The 21,842-nt window shown below is 64.1% G+C and carries 24 protein-coding genes and 1 pseudogene; 16 read left to right on the top strand and 9 right to left on the bottom strand.

Annotated elements, in window-relative coordinates; genetic code table 11:
• The first annotated feature begins 332 nt into the window (after nt 1–332).
• On the top strand, nt 333–1,022 hold the full coding sequence (locus tag F6X39_RS32480) for a FadR/GntR family transcriptional regulator (RefSeq protein WP_090807327.1): 690 nt from the start codon (nt 333–335) through the stop codon (nt 1,020–1,022).
• A gap of 55 nt (nt 1,023–1,077) precedes the next feature.
• On the opposite strand, the gene F6X39_RS32475 is transcribed toward F6X39_RS32480, so the two are convergent.
• Complete coding sequence (locus F6X39_RS32475; RefSeq protein ID WP_090807325.1) at nt 1,078–1,671, bottom strand: acyl-homoserine-lactone synthase; 594 nt, start codon at nt 1,669–1,671, stop codon at nt 1,078–1,080.
• A gap of 156 nt (nt 1,672–1,827) precedes the next feature.
• On the opposite strand from F6X39_RS32475, the gene F6X39_RS32470 reads away from it, so the two are divergent.
• Nucleotides 1,828–2,145: a hypothetical protein gene (locus F6X39_RS32470; RefSeq protein WP_013092374.1), complete on the top strand. Its 318-nt coding sequence runs from the start codon at nt 1,828–1,830 to the stop codon at nt 2,143–2,145.
• Here the strand turns inward: F6X39_RS32470 and F6X39_RS32465 are convergent.
• Both F6X39_RS32465 and F6X39_RS32460 read right to left on the bottom strand, forming a co-directional pair.
• Nucleotides 2,129–2,833 (bottom strand): helix-turn-helix transcriptional regulator, encoded by a 705-nt coding sequence (locus tag F6X39_RS32465; protein ID WP_184024798.1) that lies wholly within the window; start codon nt 2,831–2,833, stop codon nt 2,129–2,131. The genes F6X39_RS32470 and F6X39_RS32465 overlap by 17 nt on opposite strands.
• A 331-nt stretch (nt 2,834–3,164) precedes the next feature.
• Nucleotides 3,165–3,353 (bottom strand): hypothetical protein, encoded by a 189-nt coding sequence (locus tag F6X39_RS32460; protein WP_187619624.1) that lies wholly within the window; start codon nt 3,351–3,353, stop codon nt 3,165–3,167.
• 56 nt (nt 3,354–3,409) lie between these two features.
• Between F6X39_RS32460 and F6X39_RS32455 the strand changes: the two genes are divergently transcribed.
• From F6X39_RS32455 to araD, 7 genes are all read left to right on the top strand, one after another.
• The gene (locus F6X39_RS32455) at nt 3,410–4,399 is read left to right on the top strand and encodes a dihydrodipicolinate synthase family protein (protein WP_187619623.1); all 990 of its coding nucleotides are present in this window, start codon (nt 3,410–3,412) and stop codon (nt 4,397–4,399) included.
• A complete protein-coding gene (locus F6X39_RS32450) occupies nt 4,396–5,340 on the top strand; it encodes an SMP-30/gluconolactonase/LRE family protein (RefSeq protein ID WP_187619622.1) in 945 nt (314 codons plus the stop codon). Before F6X39_RS32455 ends, F6X39_RS32450 begins: the two co-directional genes overlap by 4 nt.
• Nucleotides 5,341–5,588: 248 nt before the next feature.
• On the top strand, nt 5,589–6,758 hold the full coding sequence (locus F6X39_RS32445; RefSeq protein WP_184024804.1) for an extracellular solute-binding protein: 1,170 nt from the start codon (nt 5,589–5,591) through the stop codon (nt 6,756–6,758).
• 170 nt (nt 6,759–6,928) lie between these two features.
• Complete coding sequence (locus F6X39_RS32440; protein WP_187619621.1) at nt 6,929–8,008, top strand: ABC transporter ATP-binding protein; 1,080 nt, start codon at nt 6,929–6,931, stop codon at nt 8,006–8,008.
• Nucleotides 8,005–8,892 carry an ABC transporter permease gene (locus tag F6X39_RS32435; RefSeq protein WP_187619620.1) on the top strand — a complete coding sequence of 296 codons (888 nt, stop codon included), beginning with the start codon at nt 8,005–8,007 and terminating at the stop codon, nt 8,890–8,892. Before F6X39_RS32440 ends, F6X39_RS32435 begins: the two co-directional genes overlap by 4 nt.
• On the top strand, nt 8,892–9,833 hold the full coding sequence (locus tag F6X39_RS32430) for an ABC transporter permease (RefSeq protein ID WP_184063285.1): 942 nt from the start codon (nt 8,892–8,894) through the stop codon (nt 9,831–9,833). Before F6X39_RS32435 ends, F6X39_RS32430 begins: the two co-directional genes overlap by 1 nt.
• Nucleotides 9,834–9,864: 31 nt before the next feature.
• On the top strand, nt 9,865–11,601 hold the full coding sequence (gene araD, locus F6X39_RS32425) for an L-arabinonate dehydratase (RefSeq protein WP_187619619.1): 1,737 nt from the start codon (nt 9,865–9,867) through the stop codon (nt 11,599–11,601).
• 3 nt (nt 11,602–11,604) lie between these two features.
• On the opposite strand, the gene F6X39_RS32420 is transcribed toward araD, so the two are convergent.
• Both F6X39_RS32420 and F6X39_RS32415 read right to left on the bottom strand, forming a co-directional pair.
• Complete coding sequence (locus F6X39_RS32420; protein WP_187619618.1) at nt 11,605–12,210, bottom strand: short chain dehydrogenase; 606 nt, start codon at nt 12,208–12,210, stop codon at nt 11,605–11,607.
• Between the two features lie 143 nt (nt 12,211–12,353).
• Entirely contained in the window at nt 12,354–12,806 is a 453-nt protein-coding gene (locus tag F6X39_RS32415; protein WP_187619617.1) for a DUF3005 domain-containing protein, read from the bottom strand.
• Between the two features lie 328 nt (nt 12,807–13,134).
• Between F6X39_RS32415 and F6X39_RS32410 the strand changes: the two genes are divergently transcribed.
• Together F6X39_RS32410 and epsC are read left to right on the top strand one after the other, a co-directional pair.
• Complete coding sequence (locus F6X39_RS32410; protein WP_013092363.1) at nt 13,135–13,368, top strand: hypothetical protein; 234 nt, start codon at nt 13,135–13,137, stop codon at nt 13,366–13,368.
• 147 nt (nt 13,369–13,515) lie between these two features.
• Entirely contained in the window at nt 13,516–14,442 is a 927-nt protein-coding gene (gene epsC / locus F6X39_RS32405) for a serine O-acetyltransferase EpsC (protein ID WP_090807303.1), read from the top strand.
• A gap of 52 nt (nt 14,443–14,494) precedes the next feature.
• On the opposite strand, the gene F6X39_RS32400 is transcribed toward epsC, so the two are convergent.
• From F6X39_RS32400 to F6X39_RS32390, 3 genes and pseudogenes are all read right to left on the bottom strand, one after another.
• Complete coding sequence (locus F6X39_RS32400) at nt 14,495–15,007, bottom strand: metal-dependent hydrolase (protein ID WP_187619616.1); 513 nt, start codon at nt 15,005–15,007, stop codon at nt 14,495–14,497.
• 149 nt (nt 15,008–15,156) lie between these two features.
• Nucleotides 15,157–15,666 carry a hypothetical protein gene (locus F6X39_RS32395; protein WP_187619615.1) on the bottom strand — a complete coding sequence of 170 codons (510 nt, stop codon included), beginning with the start codon at nt 15,664–15,666 and terminating at the stop codon, nt 15,157–15,159.
• Between the two features lie 165 nt (nt 15,667–15,831).
• Nucleotides 15,832–16,378: pseudogene (locus F6X39_RS32390) on the bottom strand (porin); the annotation flags it as partial.
• 683 nt (nt 16,379–17,061) lie between these two features.
• Here F6X39_RS32390 and F6X39_RS32385 point away from each other — a divergent pair.
• Nucleotides 17,062–17,583 (top strand): hypothetical protein, encoded by a 522-nt coding sequence (locus F6X39_RS32385; RefSeq protein WP_184024828.1) that lies wholly within the window; start codon nt 17,062–17,064, stop codon nt 17,581–17,583.
• Between the two features lie 176 nt (nt 17,584–17,759).
• Here the strand turns inward: F6X39_RS32385 and F6X39_RS32380 are convergent, their stop codons facing one another.
• The gene (locus F6X39_RS32380) at nt 17,760–18,191 is read right to left on the bottom strand and encodes a hypothetical protein (RefSeq protein ID WP_187619614.1); all 432 of its coding nucleotides are present in this window, start codon (nt 18,189–18,191) and stop codon (nt 17,760–17,762) included.
• Between the two features lie 240 nt (nt 18,192–18,431).
• Between F6X39_RS32380 and F6X39_RS32375 the strand changes: the two genes are divergently transcribed.
• The 4 genes from F6X39_RS32375 to F6X39_RS32360 are packed head-to-tail and all read left to right on the top strand — an operon-like array spanning nt 18,432 to nt 21,811.
• Nucleotides 18,432–19,133, top strand: coding sequence for a CDP-alcohol phosphatidyltransferase family protein (locus F6X39_RS32375; RefSeq protein WP_187619613.1), 702 nt, complete (start codon nt 18,432–18,434; stop codon nt 19,131–19,133).
• Nucleotides 19,130–19,945 (top strand): 2OG-Fe(II) oxygenase, encoded by an 816-nt coding sequence (locus F6X39_RS32370; RefSeq protein ID WP_187619612.1) that lies wholly within the window; start codon nt 19,130–19,132, stop codon nt 19,943–19,945. Before F6X39_RS32375 ends, F6X39_RS32370 begins: the two co-directional genes overlap by 4 nt.
• The gene (locus F6X39_RS32365; protein WP_184063263.1) at nt 19,942–21,018 is read left to right on the top strand and encodes a lysylphosphatidylglycerol synthase domain-containing protein; all 1,077 of its coding nucleotides are present in this window, start codon (nt 19,942–19,944) and stop codon (nt 21,016–21,018) included. Before F6X39_RS32370 ends, F6X39_RS32365 begins: the two co-directional genes overlap by 4 nt.
• A 28-nt stretch (nt 21,019–21,046) precedes the next feature.
• Nucleotides 21,047–21,811, top strand: coding sequence for an NTP transferase domain-containing protein (locus tag F6X39_RS32360; protein ID WP_187619611.1), 765 nt, complete (start codon nt 21,047–21,049; stop codon nt 21,809–21,811).
• Nucleotides 21,812–21,842: the final 31 nt, after the last annotated feature.

Below are 21,842 nucleotides of genomic sequence, written 5' to 3'. Positions count from 1 at the left end.
ATGCGAGCAGGGAGCCTCGTTTGCGCGTCCAATTCACCGAGTTGAGCATCGATTCGCTTCGTCATCCGGAAAATTCGACGGCATCTCGTCTGCAACTTGGGCAGTTGGTCCATTGATCAGCGCTTCCTTAGATGATTGCCGGAAAAGATGCACCGGACCAGGATGTAAATCAAACATTTGCCAAATATTCCGGCGCGGCGCGGACAAAATGGCGGGCGCGGCGGCATGCGCGAAGCGGCCTGGCATGCTTACAACCCGTAAAACTTTGGTGAAGCCGAAACAGGGTTGGCCTTACAATCGAGCCATATTCAGACAAGCTGGCCAGTCCGCTGATGAACGATCGAAAAACCAAGGGCTTACCCGACCAGATCTACGGCGACATTCTCAACCGCATCCTCGAAGGCGAGTACAAGGAAGGCGAGCGATTGCCGACCGAGCACGCGCTGGCGGAGCGTTTCGCCACGTCCCGACCGACCGTGCGCGAAGCGCTCGCGCGATTGCGGGCCGACGGCATCATCTCGACGCGGCACGGCTCTGGCACGACCGTCGCGCGGCGCCCCGATCCTGACGTACGCCGTTTCGCGCCGCTCGAAACGCTGTCCGATATCCGCCGCTGCTATGAGTTTCGCATCGTGACCGAGGCGGGCGCGGCCGCGCAGGCAGCGCTGAAGGCCGACGCCGACGACATCGCCGCGATCCAGCACGCGTGGGACGAGCTCGAGCGCATCATCGAGGCGCAGGGGATCGGCGCGAAGGATGACTTCCTGTTTCATCAGGCGGTCGCGCGCGCGTCGAAGAATCCGTTTTTCATCACGGTGATGTCGTTCATCGAGGAGCAGATCCTGTTCAGCATGAACCTGTCGCGCAATCTGTCGCTCGTCAAGACGGTGGAGCGGCAGCGGCTGGTGCAGGCCGAACACATGGCGGTGCTCGACGCAATCCGCCGCAAGGACGCGGCGGGCGCGGGGGCCGCAATGCGCGCGCATCTCGAGAACGCGCTGGAACGGATGTTCGGTTCCTGAGTCCGCGCGCGGGTGAAGGCGTCGCGACTTTTGTCAGGCCGCGCTTCGGCGCGGCTCAAGCAGCGACGGCGACCGGCCCGAACAGCGAGGTCAGCGTTTTCGCGCTCACCGCGACGTCGAGCGCGACGGCCCGCTCGATGCCAATCTGCAGCGGCGGCCCGAGCCGGCTGATGTCGAGGCCGGCACGGCGCAGCATGCGCTCAATCGGCGTGGTGGTCACCGTGACGTAATGCGTGATGCCCATGCGCTGCGCGAAGCGCATCACTTCCTGAATTGCGCGGATTGTCATATCCGTGAAACCAAACGACTGTTCCTCACCGCCGGTTTCGATCGCCCAGCGGCTCAGTTCCCAGATATGTCGCCCGACCGGCGCGGCCGCGCCATGCAGTAGCTGCGGGAAGGTGTCTTTCAGCATGTTCGGACCTTCGGTCGGCATCAGGCGCCAACAGCCGCGCAACCGTTCGTCTTCGCCCTGAATCAGCATGTAGTACGGCCCGAGCGCGTCGTAGCCGTCTATCTCCATTCCCGCGATGGTCGGAATTTCCCAGCCGAGCCGGCCGTGAAAGACACGGGCGCGCAAGCGGTACATCTCGTTGATCAGTTCGTTGTCGAATTCCTGCCGGAGTCCAATTCGGATCGTGGTTTGCATGACGTTCTCCTGTACGCGTTGGGGGGCTGCCAGATACGCAGGAAAACTTATGCATTCTGAATCTTTGCGCCACCTACCTACCTGGATAGGTGTGGATGCTTATCGGGTATATCAGAATTCAGACACGTCTCCGCCCCCAACCTACAAGGGTCCAAAATGGAACTCCTCGACAATCACTGGCAACCGCAAACCCACCTCCAGGCGCGTCCTTCGGAGGTGTCTTCGGCAGTGGATCGCGTCCTGATCATTGCCTATCGGAAGAAGAAAAAAGAGAGCCAGCGCCGTTTCTGGGCTCGCTTCGGCGTCACGCAATCGCGCGGCAGCCGCTTCGAGTCGGGCGCGGAGATCCCGGCGCCGGTGTCGATCCTGCTGGGTCTGTACTTCATGAAGACCGTGTCGGACGCCGATCTGGGTCGCGCCGAGCGTGTGATGTACAGCCGCGACGCGGCCGCGCTGCTCAACCCGGGTCAATAAGCCCAAGCTGCGCCGCGATCACGGCTGCCGCACGCCGCGAATTCACGCCGAATTTCGCCCTGATGTTTTTCATATGGAAGTTCACCACCGCTTCCGAGCAACTCAGGATGTGAGATATCTCCCACGTGGATTTGCCGCGTGCGGTCCATTTCAGACATTCTCGCTCGCGCGGCGTGAGCTTCGGCATCAAGGTCTGCGCATGTGAATTCAGATGCTGTTTGCTGGTGTCGATCACCAGGTCGCGCAACAGCACGAGGTTCGGCAACGCGGCGTTCACATGGCGCCTGAACCCGTCTGACGGCTTGTCGTCATTGACGAAGCACATCATGCCGGCTTCCAGATTCGGCCCATGAATTGGCAGCGTCACGCCCGCGCCGAGGCCGTACGAGCGAGCTTCCTCATACAGGGATTGCTGCGCCGGGCTGGCGAAAATCTCGGGCGTCCAGACCAGCGGCGATGAGCGTGACAGGCAGTGTGCGACCGTCGGATCGATATGCACCATGCCTTGCTCGTCGTACGTCTGGCGCCATGCCGGTGCGTAAGTGCTGCGCAGGTAAGCGTCCTCGAGACGCATGGTTGGCCGCGGCAGCATCGCGACCAGAATCTTGTCGAAGCCCCACGTTTCGGCAAAGCCCGTAATCACGCCGAACCATTCCGCCTCGTCGGCGGCGTCCAGTAGCGGTGCCATCTGCTCGATAAAGTGTAGCGACAATTTTTTGGCTCTCTCAGGCTCGCAAACATCCCGTTCGCGGTTATTGGCAGACAAACTTCGGTCCGCTCTTTTGGTCCGCATAATCTATCACTAAAAACTCGAACGCAATGCGCCGGTGCTCCGCGGGGTAAACGATAGCCGCCACGTGATAGCAACGTCGGCGTCGCCTATTATTATGCTGATTGAAATAAATCTTTAACCCGGCCGGGCTTCTCGGGTGCGCGGCGCGGCTAATCGGCATCCAGCGACAGATTTTAATATGTTTCGTTGACAGCATTATTTCGTCGCGCTTTAAACTAAATCGTATTTACTCGATTATCTCGGAAAGCGGGTTATTGCTCGCCGTGTCTTTGTTGCCAAAAAAAGCCTGCGCCGATTCCGCTGGCTGCGGGCTCGCTTCATTGTTATACAAAAGGAAATTTCGTGATCGGCTCCCGCGCAATTCGCCGCCGACGGCACGCTGGGCGATCGTCACGCGCAGGTTGTTTGACAACATTGTGATGCCGATGCTACCGTGAAACCTCCGCCTAGCGCGTTTCCGCGTCAACCATCATGAACGAATCACCGCTTAGCGACGGCGAGTTCGCCGCGTCGGTCATGGCCGTGCCGCCGCTCGCGCGCCGGGCCGACTACACGCTCGACCCTGCCCAGAATCTCGCGCTGATCCGCCATATCGAAGCGGGCGGCGTACGCACGCTGCTGTATGGCGGCAATGCGAACCTTTATCACGTCGCGGTCAGCGAATACCGCGAGCTGCTGGACCTGCTCGCCGAGGCCGCGGGTCCCGGGACACGGGTGATTCCGGCGCTGGGTCCCGACTACGGCAAGATGCTCGATCAGGCGCGCATCCTCGCGCAGACGCGTTACCGCACGGCGATGGTGCTGCCGCTCGGCGGCTTCACGACGCCCGAGGGCGTCGAGACGGGCCTCACGCGGATCGCCGACACGGCCGGCATGCCGCTCACGCTGTATATCAAGAGCGAAAACTACGTCGCTGTCGATACGCTCGCGCGGCTCGTCGAGCGTGGGACGCTGAGCGCGGTCAAGTATGCGATCCCGCGCGACAACCCCGCTGACGATCCGTATCTGCGCCGGCTGCTGCAACGCGTGCCGGCCGCGAAGATCGTATCGGGCATGGGCGAGCGGCCGGCGCTCGTGCATCTGCGCGAGTTCGGGCTCGCAGCGTGGACGACCGGAAGCGGCTGTATCGCGCCGAGCATGGTGATGGCGCTGCTGCGCGCGGTGCGAAGCGGCGGGAGCGCCGGTAGCGCCGGTAGCGCCGACCACGACACCGCCCAACGTCTGTACGATGCGTTCATGCCGCTCGAAACGCTGCGCAACGACATCTCGCTGATCCGCGTGCTGCACGATGCAATCACGTTCACGGGCCTCGCCGACATGGGGCCGCTGCAGCCGCTGCTCAGTTCGACACCGCGCGAGCATCATGCGAAGATCGCGCAGACCGCGCGCACGCTGCTCGCTCTCGAGCGCGAGTTCGCGCCCACCCAATCGAACCGCTCCGACACGCAGACAACCCCATGACCGATCACAGCCGACGCTATCCCGATCCCTCCATCCGTGTGTTCGATCCGCGCTTCAAGTCGTTGATCATCGCGTCGGCGTCGGTCGAATGCTTGTATCAGGGCACGCGCTGGTCGGAGGGGCCGGTGTGGTTCGGCGATGGCCGCTATCTGCTGTGGAGCGACATTCCGAACGACCGCATCCTGCGCTGGGACGAAACGACGGGCGCGGTCAGCACGTTCCGTCAATCGTCGAACAATGCGAACGGCCATACGCGCGATCGCGAAGGGCGTCTCGTCAGTTGCGAGCACCTGACGCGGCGTGTGACGCGCACCGAGTACGACGGCTCGATCACCGTGCTCGCCGATCGCTATCAGGGCAAGCGCTTCAATTCGCCGAACGACGTGGTCGTCAAATCGGACGGCTCGATCTGGTTTACCGACCCGACCTTCGGCATCGAAGGTTTCTACGAGGGCGAGCAGCAGCAGTCCGAGCTGAAGGCGTGCGTGTATCGGATCGACGGCCAGTCGGGCGAGGTGTCGATGGTCATCGACGACGTGCTCGCCCCGAACGGTCTCGCGTTCTCGCCGGACGAATCGCTGCTGTACGTGGTCCAATCGCGCGGCGAGCCGCGCAAGATCCGCGTATTCGATGTCGAGGTCAATGGCAAAGGCACGACGCTGTCGAACAACAGCGTGCTGATCGACGCGGGTCCGGGCACCCCGGACGGTTTTCGTGTCGACACGCATGGCAACTTGTGGTGCGGGTGGGGCATGGGCACCGACGAGCTCGACGGCGTGCGCGTGTTCAGCCCGCAAGGCGAGCCGCTCGGCCACATCGCATTGCCAGAGCGTTGCGCGAACGTTTGCTTCGGCGGACGGCATCGCAACCGTCTGTTCATGGCGGCGAGCCACGGGTTGTATTCGCTGTTCGTCAATACGCAGGGCGTGCGCGGAGGTTGAGCAGTGGTCCGCTAACCAGACAACATGTATTGCTATCGCGGCGAGGGCTCGGGTTTGCCCTTAACCCGCGGTGCCGGGCATTGAACGACAAGGATTTCAGGTTAAACGCGCCATTTTCTCGCCCGACCCACGCTCTCGACTATTTGCTTGACATCGGCTGTTGCGCTTCGCTATGTTCCCTTGGTAGAAAGACACCGCCCGCATCGCATCGACCAGCGGGCTTCCATACCAAGAAGCGAGGAGACGCAATGACTGTTTCGCACAGGTTGTCGTTCAAGCTGGTATCCGTCTGTATCGCCGCGAGCGCGGCGTTCACCCTTGCCGCGCACGCGGCCGATCCGGTCACGATCAATATCGTCGACGTGGCCGGCGATCTTCAACTCACGCAGAAGGGCTTCGAGGCGTTCAAGGCGAAGAATCCGAATCTCGTCGCGAACATCACGTTCACGAACGCGCCCGCGCCGCAATTGCCCGGCAAGATCAAGGCGATGCAGGCCGCGGGCCGCTCCGACATCGACCTCGTTTTGACCGGCACCGACGCGCTCGCGGCCGGCATCGAACAGAACCTGTGGATCAAGCTGCTGCCCGACAACGCGGCGCAGTTCCCCGGCGTGCTCGACAAGTACGCGCCGGGCCCGCGCAAAATGCAGGATCTCGCGCAAGGCTACGGGCTCGAGGTCGCGTATATGCCGGCTGGTCCGCTGCTCGAATACAACCCGGCCAAAGTCAGCGATCCGCCAAAGACACCCGAGCAACTGCTGCAATGGTGCAAGGCCCACCCCGACAAGCTGATCTACGCGCGGCCGGCCAATTCCGGTCCTGGCCGCACGTTCCTGATGGGCTTGCCCTACGTGCTCGGCGACAAGGACCCGCAGGACCCGGTGCACGGCTGGGACAAGACGTGGGCGTTCCTGAAGCAGTTGAACGACTGCATACCGTACTATCCGGGCGGCACCTCGGCGGTGATGAAGGAACTGGGCGAAGGCACGCGCGACATGACCGTGACCGTGACCGGCTGGGACATCAATCCGCGCGCGCTCGGCATCGTGCCGGCCGAATTCCGCGTACAACCGTTCGACAACATGACGTGGGTCAACGACGCGCACTACATGGTGGTCCCGAAGGGCGTGCCGAAGGAAAAGCTCGACGTGCTGTACAAGATGATGAACTTCATGCTGGAGCCCGCGCAGCAGGCGCTGACCTACGACGACGGCTATTTCTATCCTGGCCCCGCGATCAAGGGCGTCTCCGTCGAGCAGGCGCCCGCGCATAGCCAGGAGGTACTGCAAAAGTATGGCCGGCCCGAATACGCGAAGTTGTTGGCCGATCGTCCGCATGCTTTGCCGCTGAATGCAGCAGCGATGGTCGCCGCCTTCAGGAAGTGGGATAGCGACATCGGCGCGCAGAAGACCCGTTAGGCCTTCTCCATTGCGACGGAAAACGAGGCGAAACGCAGCGCGGCGTGAGGTACCGCCGCGCTGCATGTTTTCAGCGATCACGCGCCTCGGCTTAACTGCCTGATGCGCCGCGCCCACCGCACGCGCGGCATTCGCGACATCCGTCGCCTCACGCGGACCAGGAAACCGCCATGAAGCATCACTTTGAGCAGTTGCGGCTCGATTCGGTGAGCCGCAGTTTCACCAACGCGCAAGGCCACGCGATCGCCGCGCTGCAGGGTCTCGATCTGACGATCCGGCGCGGCGAGTTCATCGCGCTGCTGGGGCCGTCGGGTTGTGGCAAATCGACGGCGCTGAACTGCATCGCCGGATTGCAGCCGCTCACCGGCGGCGGCATCTGGCTCGACGAGCGGCGCATCGACGTGCTGCCGCCGGAAAAGCGCGGCTTCGGCATGGTGTTCCAGAACTACGCGCTGTTCCCGCATATGAGCGTGCTGGAGAACGTCGGCTTCGGGCTGAAAATGCGCGGCGTCGGCAGACGCGAGATCGCGCGCCGTGCACGCGAGGCCTTGAAACTGGTGCAACTGACCGGTCATGAGCACAAGCTGCCCGGCCAATTGTCCGGTGGCCAGCAGCAGCGTGTCGCGATCGCGCGTGCGATCGTGATCGAGCCGCCGCTGATCCTGATGGACGAGCCGCTGTCGAATCTCGATACGAAGCTGCGCATCGAAATGCGCGCGGAAATTCGCCGCATCCATACGCAGCTCGAACGCGCGACGCTGTACGTGACGCATGATCAGGACGAAGCGCTGTCGATGGCCGATCGCATCGTCGTGATGAGGGAGGGTGTCGTGCAGCAGGTCGCGACGCCGAAGGAGGTCTATACGCGGCCGCGCAATCTGCATGTCGCGCGCTTCATGGGTTATCGCAATGTCGCCGAGTTCACGCTGGAGGGCATGCAAGGCGATGGCGTCGTGGTCAGTGCCAACGGCGTGCGGCTCATCGGCACGCCGATGGCCGGCTTCGACGGCAAACGCGTGAGTGTCGCGCTGCGCCCCGAAGACATGGAGCGCGCCGAGCCCGGCGCCGACAACGCGTTCGAGGCGCTGATCGACGCGGTCGAGTATGGCGGCCACGATTCGCTGCTGCGCGTGAAGACCGCGTTCGGCGACGTGTGGGCGCGCGTGACCGGTGAATGCGCGGAGGGCGAGCGCATCACGCTGCGCGTGCGGCCGTCGTGCGTGCTCGTCTACGACGCCGAGGCCGCATGAACACGCCGACGCTTGTCCCCCCGCTTACGTCCCGCGCGCCGCGCGATGCCAAGGCCTGGCTCGTCGCGCCCGCGCTGCTCTTTATCATCGCGCTGTTCATCTATCCGTTCGCGTATGGTCTCGCGCTGTCGTTCCGGCCGATGAACGGCGGCGGCGTGTGGGCCAACTATCTGACGTTCTTCACCGACACGTCGATGTGGCCGACGATTCTCGTTACGCTGAAGCTGTCGGTGCCGGCCACGCTGATCAACGTCGGCGTGTCGGTGCCAGTCGCGTTCGCGCTGCGCCGCTACTCGCGGTATCAGAAGATCGTCACGACGCTGTTGGTGATCCCGGTGACGCTCGGCACAGTGCTGATCGCCGACGGCATGCTCACGTACTTCGGTCCGCACGGCTGGCTGCCGCAGGCGTTGCAGGCGCTGCATCTGTACACCCAAGAGGTGCGGCTCACGCACAACTTCACGGGCGTGCTGCTGTCGCTGATCGTGTCGGGCTTTCCGTTCGCGTTTCTGCTGACGCTGTCGTACGTGACCGGCATCGACCCGACGCTCGCAAGCGCGGCCGCGACGCTCGGCGCGAGTCCGTGGCAGCAGTTTCGCCGCATCTATCTGCCGCTGCTCGTGCCGGGGCTCACGATGGCCGCGTGTCTGTCGTTCGTGCAGGCGTTCTCGGTGTTTCCGTCGGCGGTGCTGCTCGGCGCGCCCGCGGGTCCGACGCGCGTGATGTCGATTGCCGCGGCCGAAGCCGCGTTCGAGAGCTACGACTATTCGCTCGCATCGGCGATCGCGATGGTGATGGGCTTCGTGCAACTGCTGGTGGTCGCCGCGCTGCTTGGCGCGCGCCGCTGGTTCTATCGTGGTCCCGTAACGGGAGGCAAAGGCTGATGACGACCGATCGTCGCGCGACGCAGCCCGACTGGTCCGCGTCCACCTCCGCTTGCGCGGCGCCTCAGCCGGGCGACGGCGCCCGCGAGCCAGCGCAACATGCGCGTCAGCGCGCGAATCTGCCGGGCCGCATCTGGCAGGTGCTGGTGTGGGCCGTGATGGCGTTCTTCCTGATCAACGTCGTGCTGCTGATTGCGACCGTCGCGGTGAATTCGATCGCGACGCGCTGGTTCGGCACCGCGTTGCCGCAAGGCTTCACGTTGCACTGGTATGCGCAGGCCTGGAGCGACTTCCAGCTCGCGAGCGTGCTGTGGGTGACCGTGCAGGTGGTCGGCGCGGTCGTGTTGCTGTCGGTGCTGCTCGGCGTGCCGGCTGCGTATGCGCTCGCGCGCGTGCAATTCCGCGGCAAGCGCCTTGCGATGCTGATCTTTCTGCTGCCCTTGATGGTGCCGCCCGTCACCTACGGCATTCCGATGGCGACCGCGATGTACAAGGTCGGACTCGCCGGGACGCTATGGGGCGTGATTCTTGCGAATCTCGTACCGGCGCTGCCGTTCGTGATTCTGGTGATGACGCCGTTCATCGAGCAGATCGATCCGAATCTCGAAGCGGCCGCGCGCATTTTCGGCGCGAACACGTTCCGCTATTTCCGGTACGTGTTGCTGCCGCTGCTCGTGCCGGGCATGCTGGCGGCGGGGCTGCTCGTGCTGGTGCGCACGATCGGCATGTTCGAGCTGACGTTTTTTACGGCCGGTCCGGCCACGCAAACGCTGGTGGTCGCGTTGTATTACGCTGTGTTTTCGACCGGCGTGCGCGCGCCGCAATCGATCGATGCGATGGCGATGATCTATATGGCGATCACGTTGATCTGGGTGCTGATCGCACTACAATTCGTGAGCCCGACGCAGATCGTGTCCCGCGTGAAAGAACAGAGGCGCTGACGCATGGTCGGCGCCAATCGTGGAGTAGACGTTGACGAAGAGAAAGACCCCCGAGGAATTGCGTAGTCATCGCTGGTACGGCGCGAACGATCTGCGTTCGTTCGGCCACCGCTCGCGCACCGCGCAGATGGGCTACAACCGCGACGAATACGCGGGCAAGCCGGTCATTGCGATTCTGAATACGTGGAGCGAGATCAATCCGTGCCACACGCATTTCAAGCAGCGCGTCGAGGAAGTGAAACGCGGCATCTGGCAGGCCGGCGGCTTTCCGATCGAGCTGCCTGTGCAGACGCTGTCCGAGCCGTTTCAAAAGCCCACCACGATGCTGTACCGCAATTTCCTCGCGATGGAAGCCGAGGAGATGCTGCGCTCGTATCCCGCCGACGGCGTCGTGTTGATGGGCGGCTGCGACAAGACCACGCCCGCTTTGTTGATGGGCGCGATCTCGATGGATCTGCCCGCCATCTTTCTGCCTGCCGGCCCGATGCTGCGCGGCAACTGGAACGGCGTGACGCTCGGCTCGGGTTCCGATTCATGGCGCTACTGGGCCGATCTGCGCGCGGGCACGCTGACGCCGGACGACTGGCAGGGCGTCGAGGGTGGCATCGCGCGCTCGCCCGGTCACTGCATGACGATGGGCACCGCATCGACGATGACGAGCGCGGCCGAAGCGCTGGGCTTCACGCTGCCCGGCTTCGCGTCGATTCCCGCGCCCGATTCGCGGCATGCGCAGATGGCCGCGAAAACCGGCATGCGTATCGTCGAGATGGTGTGGGAGGATCTGAAGCCGTCGGACCTGATCACGGCGGCATCGGTCGATAACGCGGTGACGACTTGTGTCGCGCTGTCCGGGTCGACCAATTCGGTCGTGCATATGATCGCGCTTGCACGGCGCGCGGGCATCGAGTTGACGCTCGACCGCTTCGACGAGATCGCGCGCCGCACGCCCGTGCTCGCGAACATCAGACCGACCGGCGCCTATCTGATGGAGGACTTTTTCTACGCGGGCGGTTTGCGCGGGCTGCTCGCGGAACTGGGCGAACTGATCGACGGCTCGCAGAAAACCGTGAACGGCCGCACGCTCGGCGAGAACCTTGCCGGCGCGCGCATTTTCAACGACGACGTGATCCGCCGCCGCACGAATCCGCTACTGCGCGACAGCAGCCTCGCGGTGCTGCGCGGCAATCTCGCGCCCGACGGCGCCGTGATCAAGCCGGGCGCGGCCGAGCCGCATCTGCTCGTGCATACGGGCCGTGCGGTCGTGTTCAGCGACTACGACGACATGGCCGCGCGCATCGACGACGACGCGCTCGACATCGACGAAAGCTGCGTGCTCGTGCTGCAGCACGCGGGGCCGGTCGGCGCGGGCATGCCCGAATGGGGTCAACTGCCGATTCCGCGCAAGCTGCTGCAAAAAGGCGTGCGCGACATGGTGCGCATCTCTGACGCACGGATGAGCGGCACGAGCTATGGCGCGTGCGTGCTGCACGCGGCGCCCGAGGCATTCGTCGGTGGGCCGCTGGCGTTGGTGCGAAGCGGCGATCTGATTGAGCTCGATGTGCCGCGCCGCAGGCTGAATCTGCTGGTATCGGACGAAGAACTCGCGCGCCGCAAGGCCGCGTGGGTCAAACCCGCTGCGCGCTTCGAGCGCGGGTATGGCGCCCTGCATCAGGCGCACGTGATGCAGGCGGATCAAGGCTGCGATTTCGACTTCCTGCAGCGTGGCGGCGTGAGTCCCGATAGCTCGGGCGAGCCGGAGATTCACTGAGGTTCAATACCCCACGCGATACACGCGCCCCGTCTGCGCCCCTTCCACACTGCGCAGATAAGCAAGCGCCGCGCGTTGCGCGTTGACGGGCTCGAAGCCGCGAAAGAACGGCGCGTAAGCCTCCATCGACTCGGTCAGCACGGTCGGACTCACCACGTTGATGCGCAGCCCGCGAGGCAGTTCGATCGCGGCGCCGCGCACGAAGCCCTCGAGCGCGAGATTGACGGTCGTCGCGCTCGCTCCCTGCGGGATCGGCTCGTCGCCCAGAATGCCGCTCGTCAACGTGAACGATCCGCCGTCGTTCACATACGGCAGCGCCGCGAATACGACGTTGATCTGGCCCATCAGCTTGTCGCGCAGCCCGACCCAGAACTGCTCGATGCTCATCTGCTCCAGCGGACCGAAATGCACCTTGCCGGTCGCGGTGACGACGCCGTCCACCTTGCCGATGTCGCGAAACAGCCGCTCGACGCTCGCCGGGTCCGTGCTATCGACGTGATATTGCCCGCGCGTCGCGCCCACCTCGATCACTTCGTGACGCGCCTTCAGCTCCGCGCGGATCGCCTGGCCCAGCGTGCCCGTGGCACCGATGACGACGATTCTTTTCATCCGCAACTCCGTTAAACGAACCCACGTTAAACCAAGCAAAGCACGCACCAGAATAAAACGGTGCGTGCTGCGTGATTGCCTGATAAATCGGAATAAACCCGGTAATTCAAACGCGCGCGTATAAAGGGATGATACGCGCGCGCCTATTTCACCCGGTGTAATTCGATTACGCGCGCAGGCCGCAAATGATTGAGCGCATAGTGAATGCGGCCACGATCGTGGCGCTGTCCGACCGGACGCGGGTCGTCGTACTGATGGTCGGCCGAGTAGACGCCGAGCGGCTCGGCCATGCCCTTGTCGATCACCGAGTAGCCCGGCTCGAGCGCGAGCAGCAGGTGGTTGCCGCCGACCCGGCTGTCGAAGCCGGCCATGCCATCGAGCGACTCGGGCACGCTATTGTCGAGCGTCGCATTGCTGGTCGTGACCGCGTCGGGCGAGATCGCGCCGTGGCCCGCCAGACGGGCCGCTTCGCGGTTCTTGCCGTCGGTGTCGACCGTGCTGTCGTGCGTGCGATCGTTGTGCAGGTCCGTGCTTCGTGGGTCCTTCGGGTCCGGTTTCGTACCGGCGTTTTCGGGTTTGCTGATCGCGCTGTTCATCGTGCATTCTCCTGAAGCGGACATTCGAAGAAAGAGCAAAAGCCGTTCCGACTGACACGGCGCCGCGGTGCGCGGAAGTCGCGATGCGTTGTCCGCCATCCTTCGATGCGAGTGGCGTTGCCTCGCGATTGAATGGCGATGACGTCCGCGATTCATTTCGTTTTTTTTAATGGACGCGTATTTTCTACAGAGTATGATCTTACTCCTGCGACCGACGCGCGGATAAATTGGCGGCATGCTCCGGCTGTTCCAGCATGGTCGGAAAAACTAACAAACAAATGGCCGCGCGACTGAGAAAATGTTACGGGGCTTCAGGGGCGGGTGACTCATGCACTTCGATGCTGCATTCACACATCGCGGCTATCTTCTGAATTGCGAACCGGCGCGCTCGGGCGACGGCTCCTGGCAACCGTATGTGGTGATCTCGCGCTCGAGCGACGGCGAACTGGTTGCTAACCGTTTCTTTCCCACGGAACTGCGCTTCTCCGACGAAGCCGCAGCCATCGCGCACGCGCGCGATTGGGCAGTGCGCTGGATCGACGCGAGCAGTCTGACTATCTGAAGTCAGGGAACGATGCGTGCATGCCAGCGCACGTCGACGCAATGAATCCGAGCCGACCTGCGCGCTGCCGGGCGGGCACCGTTAAAACGCGGTAATCTCTGCTCGATAACCACTTCGAACCGTGCACGCCGCACGGCGCCGTCCCTTATGCCCAACGAGCCTTCCCATAACTGGGGCCTTGAACAGATCGTCGCCGACCTGCGCGCCTCGCGCGAGCAATTGCATCGCACGCGGCATCCGCTCGGCATTCGCGAATTGCCATCGCGCGAAGCGGTGGTCAATATCGTGGCCGGTCTGCGCGCCGCGATGTTTCCGACGCATTACGGCGCGCCAGATCTAACCGACGAAACGGTCGACTACTACGTCGGCCACACGCTCGAAAGCACGTTGCGGCTGCTCGCCGAACAGATTCGCCGCGCGCTGCGCTTCCTGCCCGAGTTCGGCGAGACGCCGGACGCCGAGTTGCGGGAGCGCGCGTTCGCGGTGGCGCGCGAGTTCGCGACGCAGCTGGCGGGCATACGCGCGCTGCTCGTCAGCGACATCCAGGCTGCGTACACCGGCGACCCTGCCGCGCAGCACATCACCGAAATCCTGCTGTGCTATCCGGGCGTGTGGGCGATGACGCATCATCGGCTCGCGCATGCGCTGCATCGGCTCGGCGTGCCGCTGCTGGCGCGCTTCATCAACGAGATCGCGCACTCGGCGACCGGCATCGACATTCACCCGGGCGCGACGATCGGGCCGAGCTTCTTCATCGATCACGGCACCGGCGTGGTGATCGGCGAGACAGCGATCATCGGCGAGCGCGTGCGCGTGTACCAGGCGGTCACGCTCGGCGCGAAGAGCTTCGCGGCCGATGAGGACGGCACGCTGATCAAGGGCAACGCCCGGCATCCGATCGTCGAGGACGATGTCGTGATCTACGCGGGCGCGACGATTCTCGGACGCGTGACGATCGGGCGCGGGTCGGTGATCGGCGGCAACGTGTGGCTCACGCATAGCGTGCCGCCGGGCAGCAGCGTATCGCAAGGCAAGGTCCGCGAAGGAGAGCGCACCGACAACGGACGGCAATGATGCACGGCTAGCCGCCGCGCCCGCACGCCGGGCCGATAGCATCGCGCTGCGCCTAGCCGATCGGCCAATGGCGCAGCCACGGCAACGCATGCATGCCATGCAGCCACACATGCTCGCCGATAAGCCACGCGGCCGCCCAGGACGCCGCGACGACGATCAGATCGCAGTGCCCGCTATTCCATAGATTCAACGAATGTCGCCCGGTGATCCACGGCACGCCGAGCGGATTCGGCCAGTCGGCGAGCAGATGCATCAGGCCGCCGCACGCGAAGCCGAACGCGGGCGCCGCGAAGATCGAATGTCCGAGCGTGTGATACGACACCGCGAGCAGCGCGAGCCAGCCGATGCCCCAATGCGTCAACGTGCGATGCGTGATCCACAGCCGCCGCGCGCGCGACCACCATGCGACTTCGAGCCAGTCCGGCGCAGTGCTGCCGGCCACGCCGGCGATGAAGCTCAGCAGCACGCCAGCATGAAACGGACCGCCGCCGCTGCGCGCGACGATCGCCGCCGCGATGATGCCGGCTGCGAAACCGGTTGCATGATGCGCTTTGCTGGATGCCATCGAAACTCGCGGCACACGTGCCGCGCGAAAAACAAAGGGCGGCTATGTTCGCAGATGGGCGCATAAAAAAATAGCCGATGCGCGAGATAAAAATTCGCGCACCGGCCTTCCGTGCATGACGCGCACGGCGTTCAAGCGCGCCGCGCCGCTCAGGTCGCGCAGCGCGCGATATCGAAGCGCATTTCCTCTTCGGGCGGATCGTCGGGCGCATTGGCCGGATGCACGACCTTGATGACCGTGTTGCCGTTGAGCGGGGTCAGCGTGACGAAGTACGAGTTGTGCGAATCGGCACCGACCGCAAGTTCGGTCGCCGCGCCGGCGTGCGAGGTGCGCACGCGCGGCAGACGTTCTTCGAGGCAGGCGGCGATGGACGCAGGCGTGCGTGACGACGACACGTACACGAGCGGTGCGGACGCATCGCACGCGGGGCCGCCCGACGAACCGCAAGCGGCGAGGGTGGCGGTGAGGGCGACAGCTGGGGCAAGCAGGAGAAGTCTTTTCATGATCCGATCGTCGGCATTCCCGGTCATGCATGGGAAGGTGAGGCGCGGGCGAAGCGCGATGCGCTGACGTACAGCGCGATGCTTCGCGACGAAGCTGCCGTGCAGGCGGCGCGGTTTCGCGGCGTCGCACGGCGGCCGGGGCAGTATACCGAGCATGTGTCGACGTCGTCACTAGCGCGGCCATGCGCTTATTGCTCTGACGGCAAACCGTAAGGCCCATGAAAATACCCGAACGTGATCGTGTCGCGTGGGTTCGACCGCGCCACGCGGGGATGGCCGCGCGGCGCAATGCCTGCATGAAAAGCGTGGTGAGAACCGCCGTCAGAAGCGATGCCGCAGACCGACTGCCGCGGCGACCTGGTTGCCGGTCGACGACGGCGCAAGCGTATTGATCGCCGCGACGTTCGCGCCGAACTCGCCGAGTTCGCCCTATGCATGCTGGTACACGCCTTCGAGGTACACGTCGGTGCGCTTGCTCAGTGAGTCATCGCCCTGCAGCGACACGGTGTGCCAGTTCGGATCGCCCGAGCCGTTCGAACCACTCATCTTGCCGTCGGTGAACGTGTACGACGCGGCGACGCTCAATGCCGGCGTCAGCGCATAACGGCCGTCCACTTCGTAGTTGTCCAGATGCAGGTTGGCTCGCGATGCCCGGCAGCAACGCGCCGCCGACGTTCACGCCGGTGATGCCGTCAAGTTGCGTGTGCGTGTAGACGAAGCCCGCGGTAGCCGGCCCGTACGAATAGTTGATGCCTGCGCCGAACGTGGGTTGCAGACCGGCCGCGATCGCCGCGGTGCCGTCGCCTTGCGACACGGCGCCGTTCAGGTTGGAGCTGCCCGAGCTGTTCAACTGCAGATAGGCGGCGAAGCTGGTTGTTCGAGTAGACGAGGCCCGCGTCGAGCGAGCCGTACAACGTGACCGTGCTTTGCGCGTGGGCGGTGAGTCGGCATTCCAGCGAAAGTTGCTGCTTGCGCCCCGTTGACTGTCGATTCGCAGCGAAGTGTAATTGCCGCTATGCGGATATTTAATTGCGCGCCTTACAACGGTTTATTTTCGAATCCGGGATTATGTGAATTAATCGCGTAAGTGCAGGTCCGCAAAAGGAGAATATTTTTAACGATGAATGGCGGGACGCGCTGTCAAGTCAGGGGCTGTTGTCGGGCGGTAACGGCTCAAGGCCTCGCGGTGAGCATAAGGGGAAAGCGGACGAGGCCGTTTGCGCTGATTCCCACGGTTTTGCGCAATGCAGTCTTTCGAAGAAAGCCTTAAATCGAGGGGGGATGCCACTTATAATTTTGATAGACCCCTTCGACCAAAGGGTGTCTTTTTCATTTTTACACGCGGCTTTCGGGCCGCGTTTTTTTATCTGACATTTAAAGCGGATTTATAAATCGTCGCGTAGGTAAATATAACTTTTTGCGCGTTGAGCGGCGGCGCCGTTCCGAACGCGCCTTGTCCGTTCGTCAGAGCGAGCAGGGCCAAGCGGCTGGGCAGGTAGAATCGCGGGTTCGAAATCTGTTTGTGCGCCCCGCGAAGTGAGTGAACCTGTGATGACCGACACGCCCTTTCCCTCGACCGACACGAATGCCGAGTTCCTCGGACCCGACGACAGCGTGCATGAAGAACGTCTGTGGCGCGACAACGGCTGGACCGCGCGCATCATCAAGAACGAAGACGACGAAGGCTGGGCCGTCGAAATGATCAAGGACGGCGAGGCGGAGCCTGCGCTCGTCGGACCGTGGACGATGGGCCGCAACAAGAAGGATCCGAAGCCGCTCGACGTATCGGCGTTCAATACGCTCGTGAAAACCGCGGCGGAAGTGCTGCGTCGTCACGAGCAGCAGCTGCGCGCGCAGCTCCACAAGACGGTGCGCGTGCCGAGCGCGGACGGCAACGACGAACTCGACATCACGCTCGACATCGTCCCCGACGAAGACGAGCCGTATGCACTGTTGAGCGCGCTCGATATTTTCGGCGAGCAGATCGCGCAAGTGCAGGTTGCGCCGACGTTCAAGCTCAGCAAGGCGAGCGCCGCGGCGTGGGTGGCAAACGAGTTTCGTCGGCCGGGGTAAGTGGCGGTTGTAGGCGCGGTTGCGTCGTGATCGGATCCGCTGGTCGCTGACACTGCCGGCGATCATGGCGCAGTTGGCAGAGCGGCGCTGCTATGTCACTGGCCACTCGAACTGGCTCGTGGTCGAAGATATCGACGATCGTGGCGAAACGGTCGAATACGACGTCTCGCCAAACCCTAGCTGCGCTTGCAGAAAATCGCCGTGATGAGCGGCGCGACGTGATGCACGATCGCCGTGCTGCCGGCGTTTTCGAGCGCGCTTTTAACCTTGTCGTCGCTGCCGAACACGACCGCGCCATACGCGGACCGGGCGACCGGTTCGCCGTCGCCGACCCGGAACATCGGGTCGTCCTTTTCGAAGCCCACCACCGCGAATACGCGGAAACCGAACGCGGTCAGATGCGCATCGGGCATCGGCGAGAACGCGTTGATCGAGTTGCTTTCGACGTGACTTGGCTTTGGTTTGATCAGCTGCTGCTGCATCAGATCGGCAATGAACTGATGGCCGCTCTCATTGCATGTCAGCGGCGCGTCGAGCTCCACGGCGAACGAGGAAAGGGGCAGCGCGGCGGCGGCGGCAAACAGCAGAGGGACAAGGAGACGGTTCATGAGCGTAGGCGGGCGTCAACAGTCGATGTCGTGGATTAGCAACCACTGCGCCATACCCCGGAGGGCACGAGCGGTGCTGCACATCGAACAGATTCCGCGTGACTGGCACAACTGGATTCGCACTTTACAGCGATTCGGTGAATTCCGCTTTGTGACGGACACACGAACGGCATTTGCAAATTGCAGAGCAACGTATGGCATAACAGCAAGCTTTCAGAATCCCGTATATATTTCCGCCTTATGACTTCGCAACCCCGACCTCCAATCAACGTTCCGCCGCCACGTACGTGGGACGCCCGGCTCGCCCGCCGGCTCGTGACACCGCTAGTCGACACCTGGATCACCCCGAACCATTTGACCACGCTGCGCCTGCTGATCGGCGTCGCAGGCGCGCTGTGCCTTGCGCACGGGGGATTCGCGTGGGCCAATGCGGGCGCGCTGCTAATCGTCCTGTCGAATTTCGTCGATCACACGGACGGCGAACTCGCGCGAGTGGGCGGCAAGTCGAGCCGCATCGGTCATTTTTACGACCTCGCCTGTGATGCGCTCGTGACCGTGATGCTGTTCGTCGGCATGGGTATCGGTGTCGGCGGCGCGCAGATCGACGCTTTGAAGCTCGCGCCCGGCGTGCTCGGCGCGGTGGCTGGTGTCGCGGTCGCCCTGATCTTCTTTTTGCGCATGCGGATCGAGGAAATGGTCGGCAAGGCCGGCACGAAGCAGGCGTCGATGGGGGGCTTCGAAACCGAGGACGTGCTGTACCTGCTGCCCATCGTCACGCTGACGAATGTCGTCGCGCCGTTCGTGGTGGTCGCGTCGATCGGCGCGCCGCTGTTCGCCGTATGGGTGGTGATCGACTACTGGCGCGTCGCGCGCCGTAGCGCCCGCTCGACGGCCAAGGCCGCCGGCGCGTCTGAATCCCGTCAACAGTGGGCCAGCAAATGAATCTGCACGCCGAAGACGACGTGATCGCGCCCGTGTCGTCAGGCACGCCCGTGGCGGCGCTCACGCCCGCGCCCGATGCCGACCGCGCGGTCGCGAGCCGTACCCGCACGTTCGACAACGCGCGTCTGCGTAAAGACTTCGCCGCGCAGGACGCGTTTCTGTATCTGGACGATTTCCTCGCGCCGGAAGTGACCGCGCAGCTGGTACACAGCGCGCGCGCGCTGCTCGACGAAGTGAACCGCAACTATCTGCCGGGTCACAAGCAGGGCGGCAGTGTGAGCCGCCATACGATCGACCGTCTCGCGCCGTTCATCGCCGAGCTGTATCGCTCGAAGGAGTTGATCGGCTGGCTCGAGCAGCTGAGCGGCGACCAGTTGCAGGTGTCGCCCGCCGACGATCCGCACGCCTACGCGCTCTACTATTACACGCGCCCCGGCGACCATATCGGCTGGCACTACGATACTTCGTATTACGACGGACGCCGCTACACGCTGCTGCTCGGCGTGATCGACGAATCGTCGTGCCGGCTCGACTACGAACTGCATACGCGCGATCCGGAGGTGCCGGACCAGCCGGGCTCGGTGCAGATTCCGCCGGGCGGCCTCGTGTTTTTCGATGGCGACAAGCTGCGTCATCGCATCACGCCGGCCGGGCCGAACGAGATGCGTGTGTCGCTGACGTTCGAATACGTCACCGATCCCAACATGCGGCCGTGGCGCCGCTTCGTTTCCAACATGAAGGACGCGATCGCGTACTTCGGTTTCCGCCAGGTGTTCCGTCAGATGGCCTCGCGCGGCAAGGACGCCGCGTGAGTCGGGCGGCCCTGCTTCTGCTGTCGATCGGCTCGGCGCTGTTCGTCGGCCTGCTCGCCTGGCAGGGCTTCGGCTCGGTGGCGTCGACCTTGCTCGCAGCCGGCTGGGGGCTCGCGGTCGTCGCCGCGTTCCACGTGGTGCCGCTCGTGCTCGATGCGGCTGCGATCGCCGTGTTGTTCAGGCGCGACCACCCCTCGCGTGACGGTGCGCATGAAGGTCCGGCAAGCGGTGCAACCAGCCGCCCGACGAGCGCTGCGCGAGCCGAACCCTCGCTGCGCGATGCGTTGTCCGCGCGCTGGATCGGCGAGTCGGTGAATAGCCTGCTGCCCGCTGGGCAGATCGGCGGCCCGGTGGTGATGGTGCGTCAACTGTCGCAGCGCGGCATGCTGCTGCGCGACGCGGCCGCCGCGATCACCGTCAGCACGACCTGGCAGGCGCTCGCGCAAATCGTGTTCGCGCTCGGTGGCCTCGCGATGTTCGGCGCGTACGCCGCGCACGGCACGCTGCACGACCTGCGCACCGCAACGCTGATTGCGACCGGCGTGCTCGGCGCGCTGATCGCCGCGTTCTACTTCGCGCAGCGGCGCGGTCTGTTCGGCCGGCTGCTGGGCGTGGTGTCGAAGGTGTTCGGCAAGCGCGACTGGTCGTCGCTGATGACGCGCGCGGAAGCCGTCGATGCCGCCGTGCAGTCGCTGTACCGCGAGCGCGGCCGCGTGGCGGCGAGCTTTGCGCTGAGCCTCGTAGGATGGGTCGTCGGCACGGCCGAGGTATGGCTCGCGCTGCGTTTTCTCGGTCATCCGGTCGGCTGGATCGACGCGCTGCTGCTGGAAAGCATCGGCCAGGCGATTCGCGGCGCGGCCTTCATGATCCCGGGCTCGCTCGGCGTGCAGGAGGGCGGCTATCTGCTGCTCGCGCCGCTGGTGGGTTTGCCGCCCGACGCGGCGCTGGCGTTGTCGCTCGCCAAGCGTGCGCGTGAACTCCTGCTGGGCCTGCCGGGCCTGCTGGTATTGCACTTCAGCGAACGAAGCTGGCAACGGCGGCGCGCTCCACGGCGCGTGCCGGTTGCCGATTGACCTCCGTACTTTTTTCAAAGGACCGCGCATGCGCGCAATCATTCTCGCAGCGGGCCTCGGCCTGCGTCTCCAGCAGCCGCCGCAAGCCCAGTTTCCGAAATGCCTGTTGCAGTTCGACGGCATGAGCCTGCTCGAACGGCATCTGCAGATGCTCGAAACAGCCGGCGTGACCGACGTCGTGCTGGCGCTCGGTTTCCAGCCGGAATCCGTGCAGGCGGAACTCGCGCGCATCGACTGGCCTCACAAGGTCGAGACCGTGCTCAATCCGCGCTTCGATCTTGGCAGCGTGCTGACCGTGCATACCGTTGCCGACGCGTTGACGCGCGGCGGCGACGTGCTGCTGATGGACGCCGACGTGCTGTACGACGAGCGCATCCTGAGCGCGCTGGTGGCGGGCGAGTCGGTGAACCGTCTGCTGATCGACCGCGATTTCGAAGCGGGCGATGAGCCCGTCAAGCTGTGCCTGAAGGACGGCGTGCCGGTCGAGTTGCGCAAGCAGCTCGCGGTCAATCTGGAGTACGACACGATCGGCGAGTCGGTCGGCTTCTTCCGCTTCCGCGAGGAAACCGCGCGACGCTTCACGCAGATCGTCGCGGGCTATATCGACAGCGGCCGCGCGAACATGCCGCACGAAGAGGCGGTGCGCGACCTGCTGCTCGAGCGCAGCCAGCGGTTCGACACGGCCGAGGTGACCGGCGCGCCGTGGATCGAGATCGACTTCCCGAACGACGTCGCGCGCGCGGCCAACGAGATCCTGCCGCAGTTGCAGCCGCTCGTCAGCGCATCGCGCTGAGGCGTCCGTGCCGCGCGCGAAGATGCACGGC

It is taken from the genome of Paraburkholderia sp. UCT2 (assembly GCF_014397665.1).
GTDB classification, from domain to species: domain Bacteria; phylum Pseudomonadota; class Gammaproteobacteria; order Burkholderiales; family Burkholderiaceae; genus Paraburkholderia; species Paraburkholderia tuberum.
This window is presented reverse-complemented; position numbering and strand designations above follow the sequence as displayed.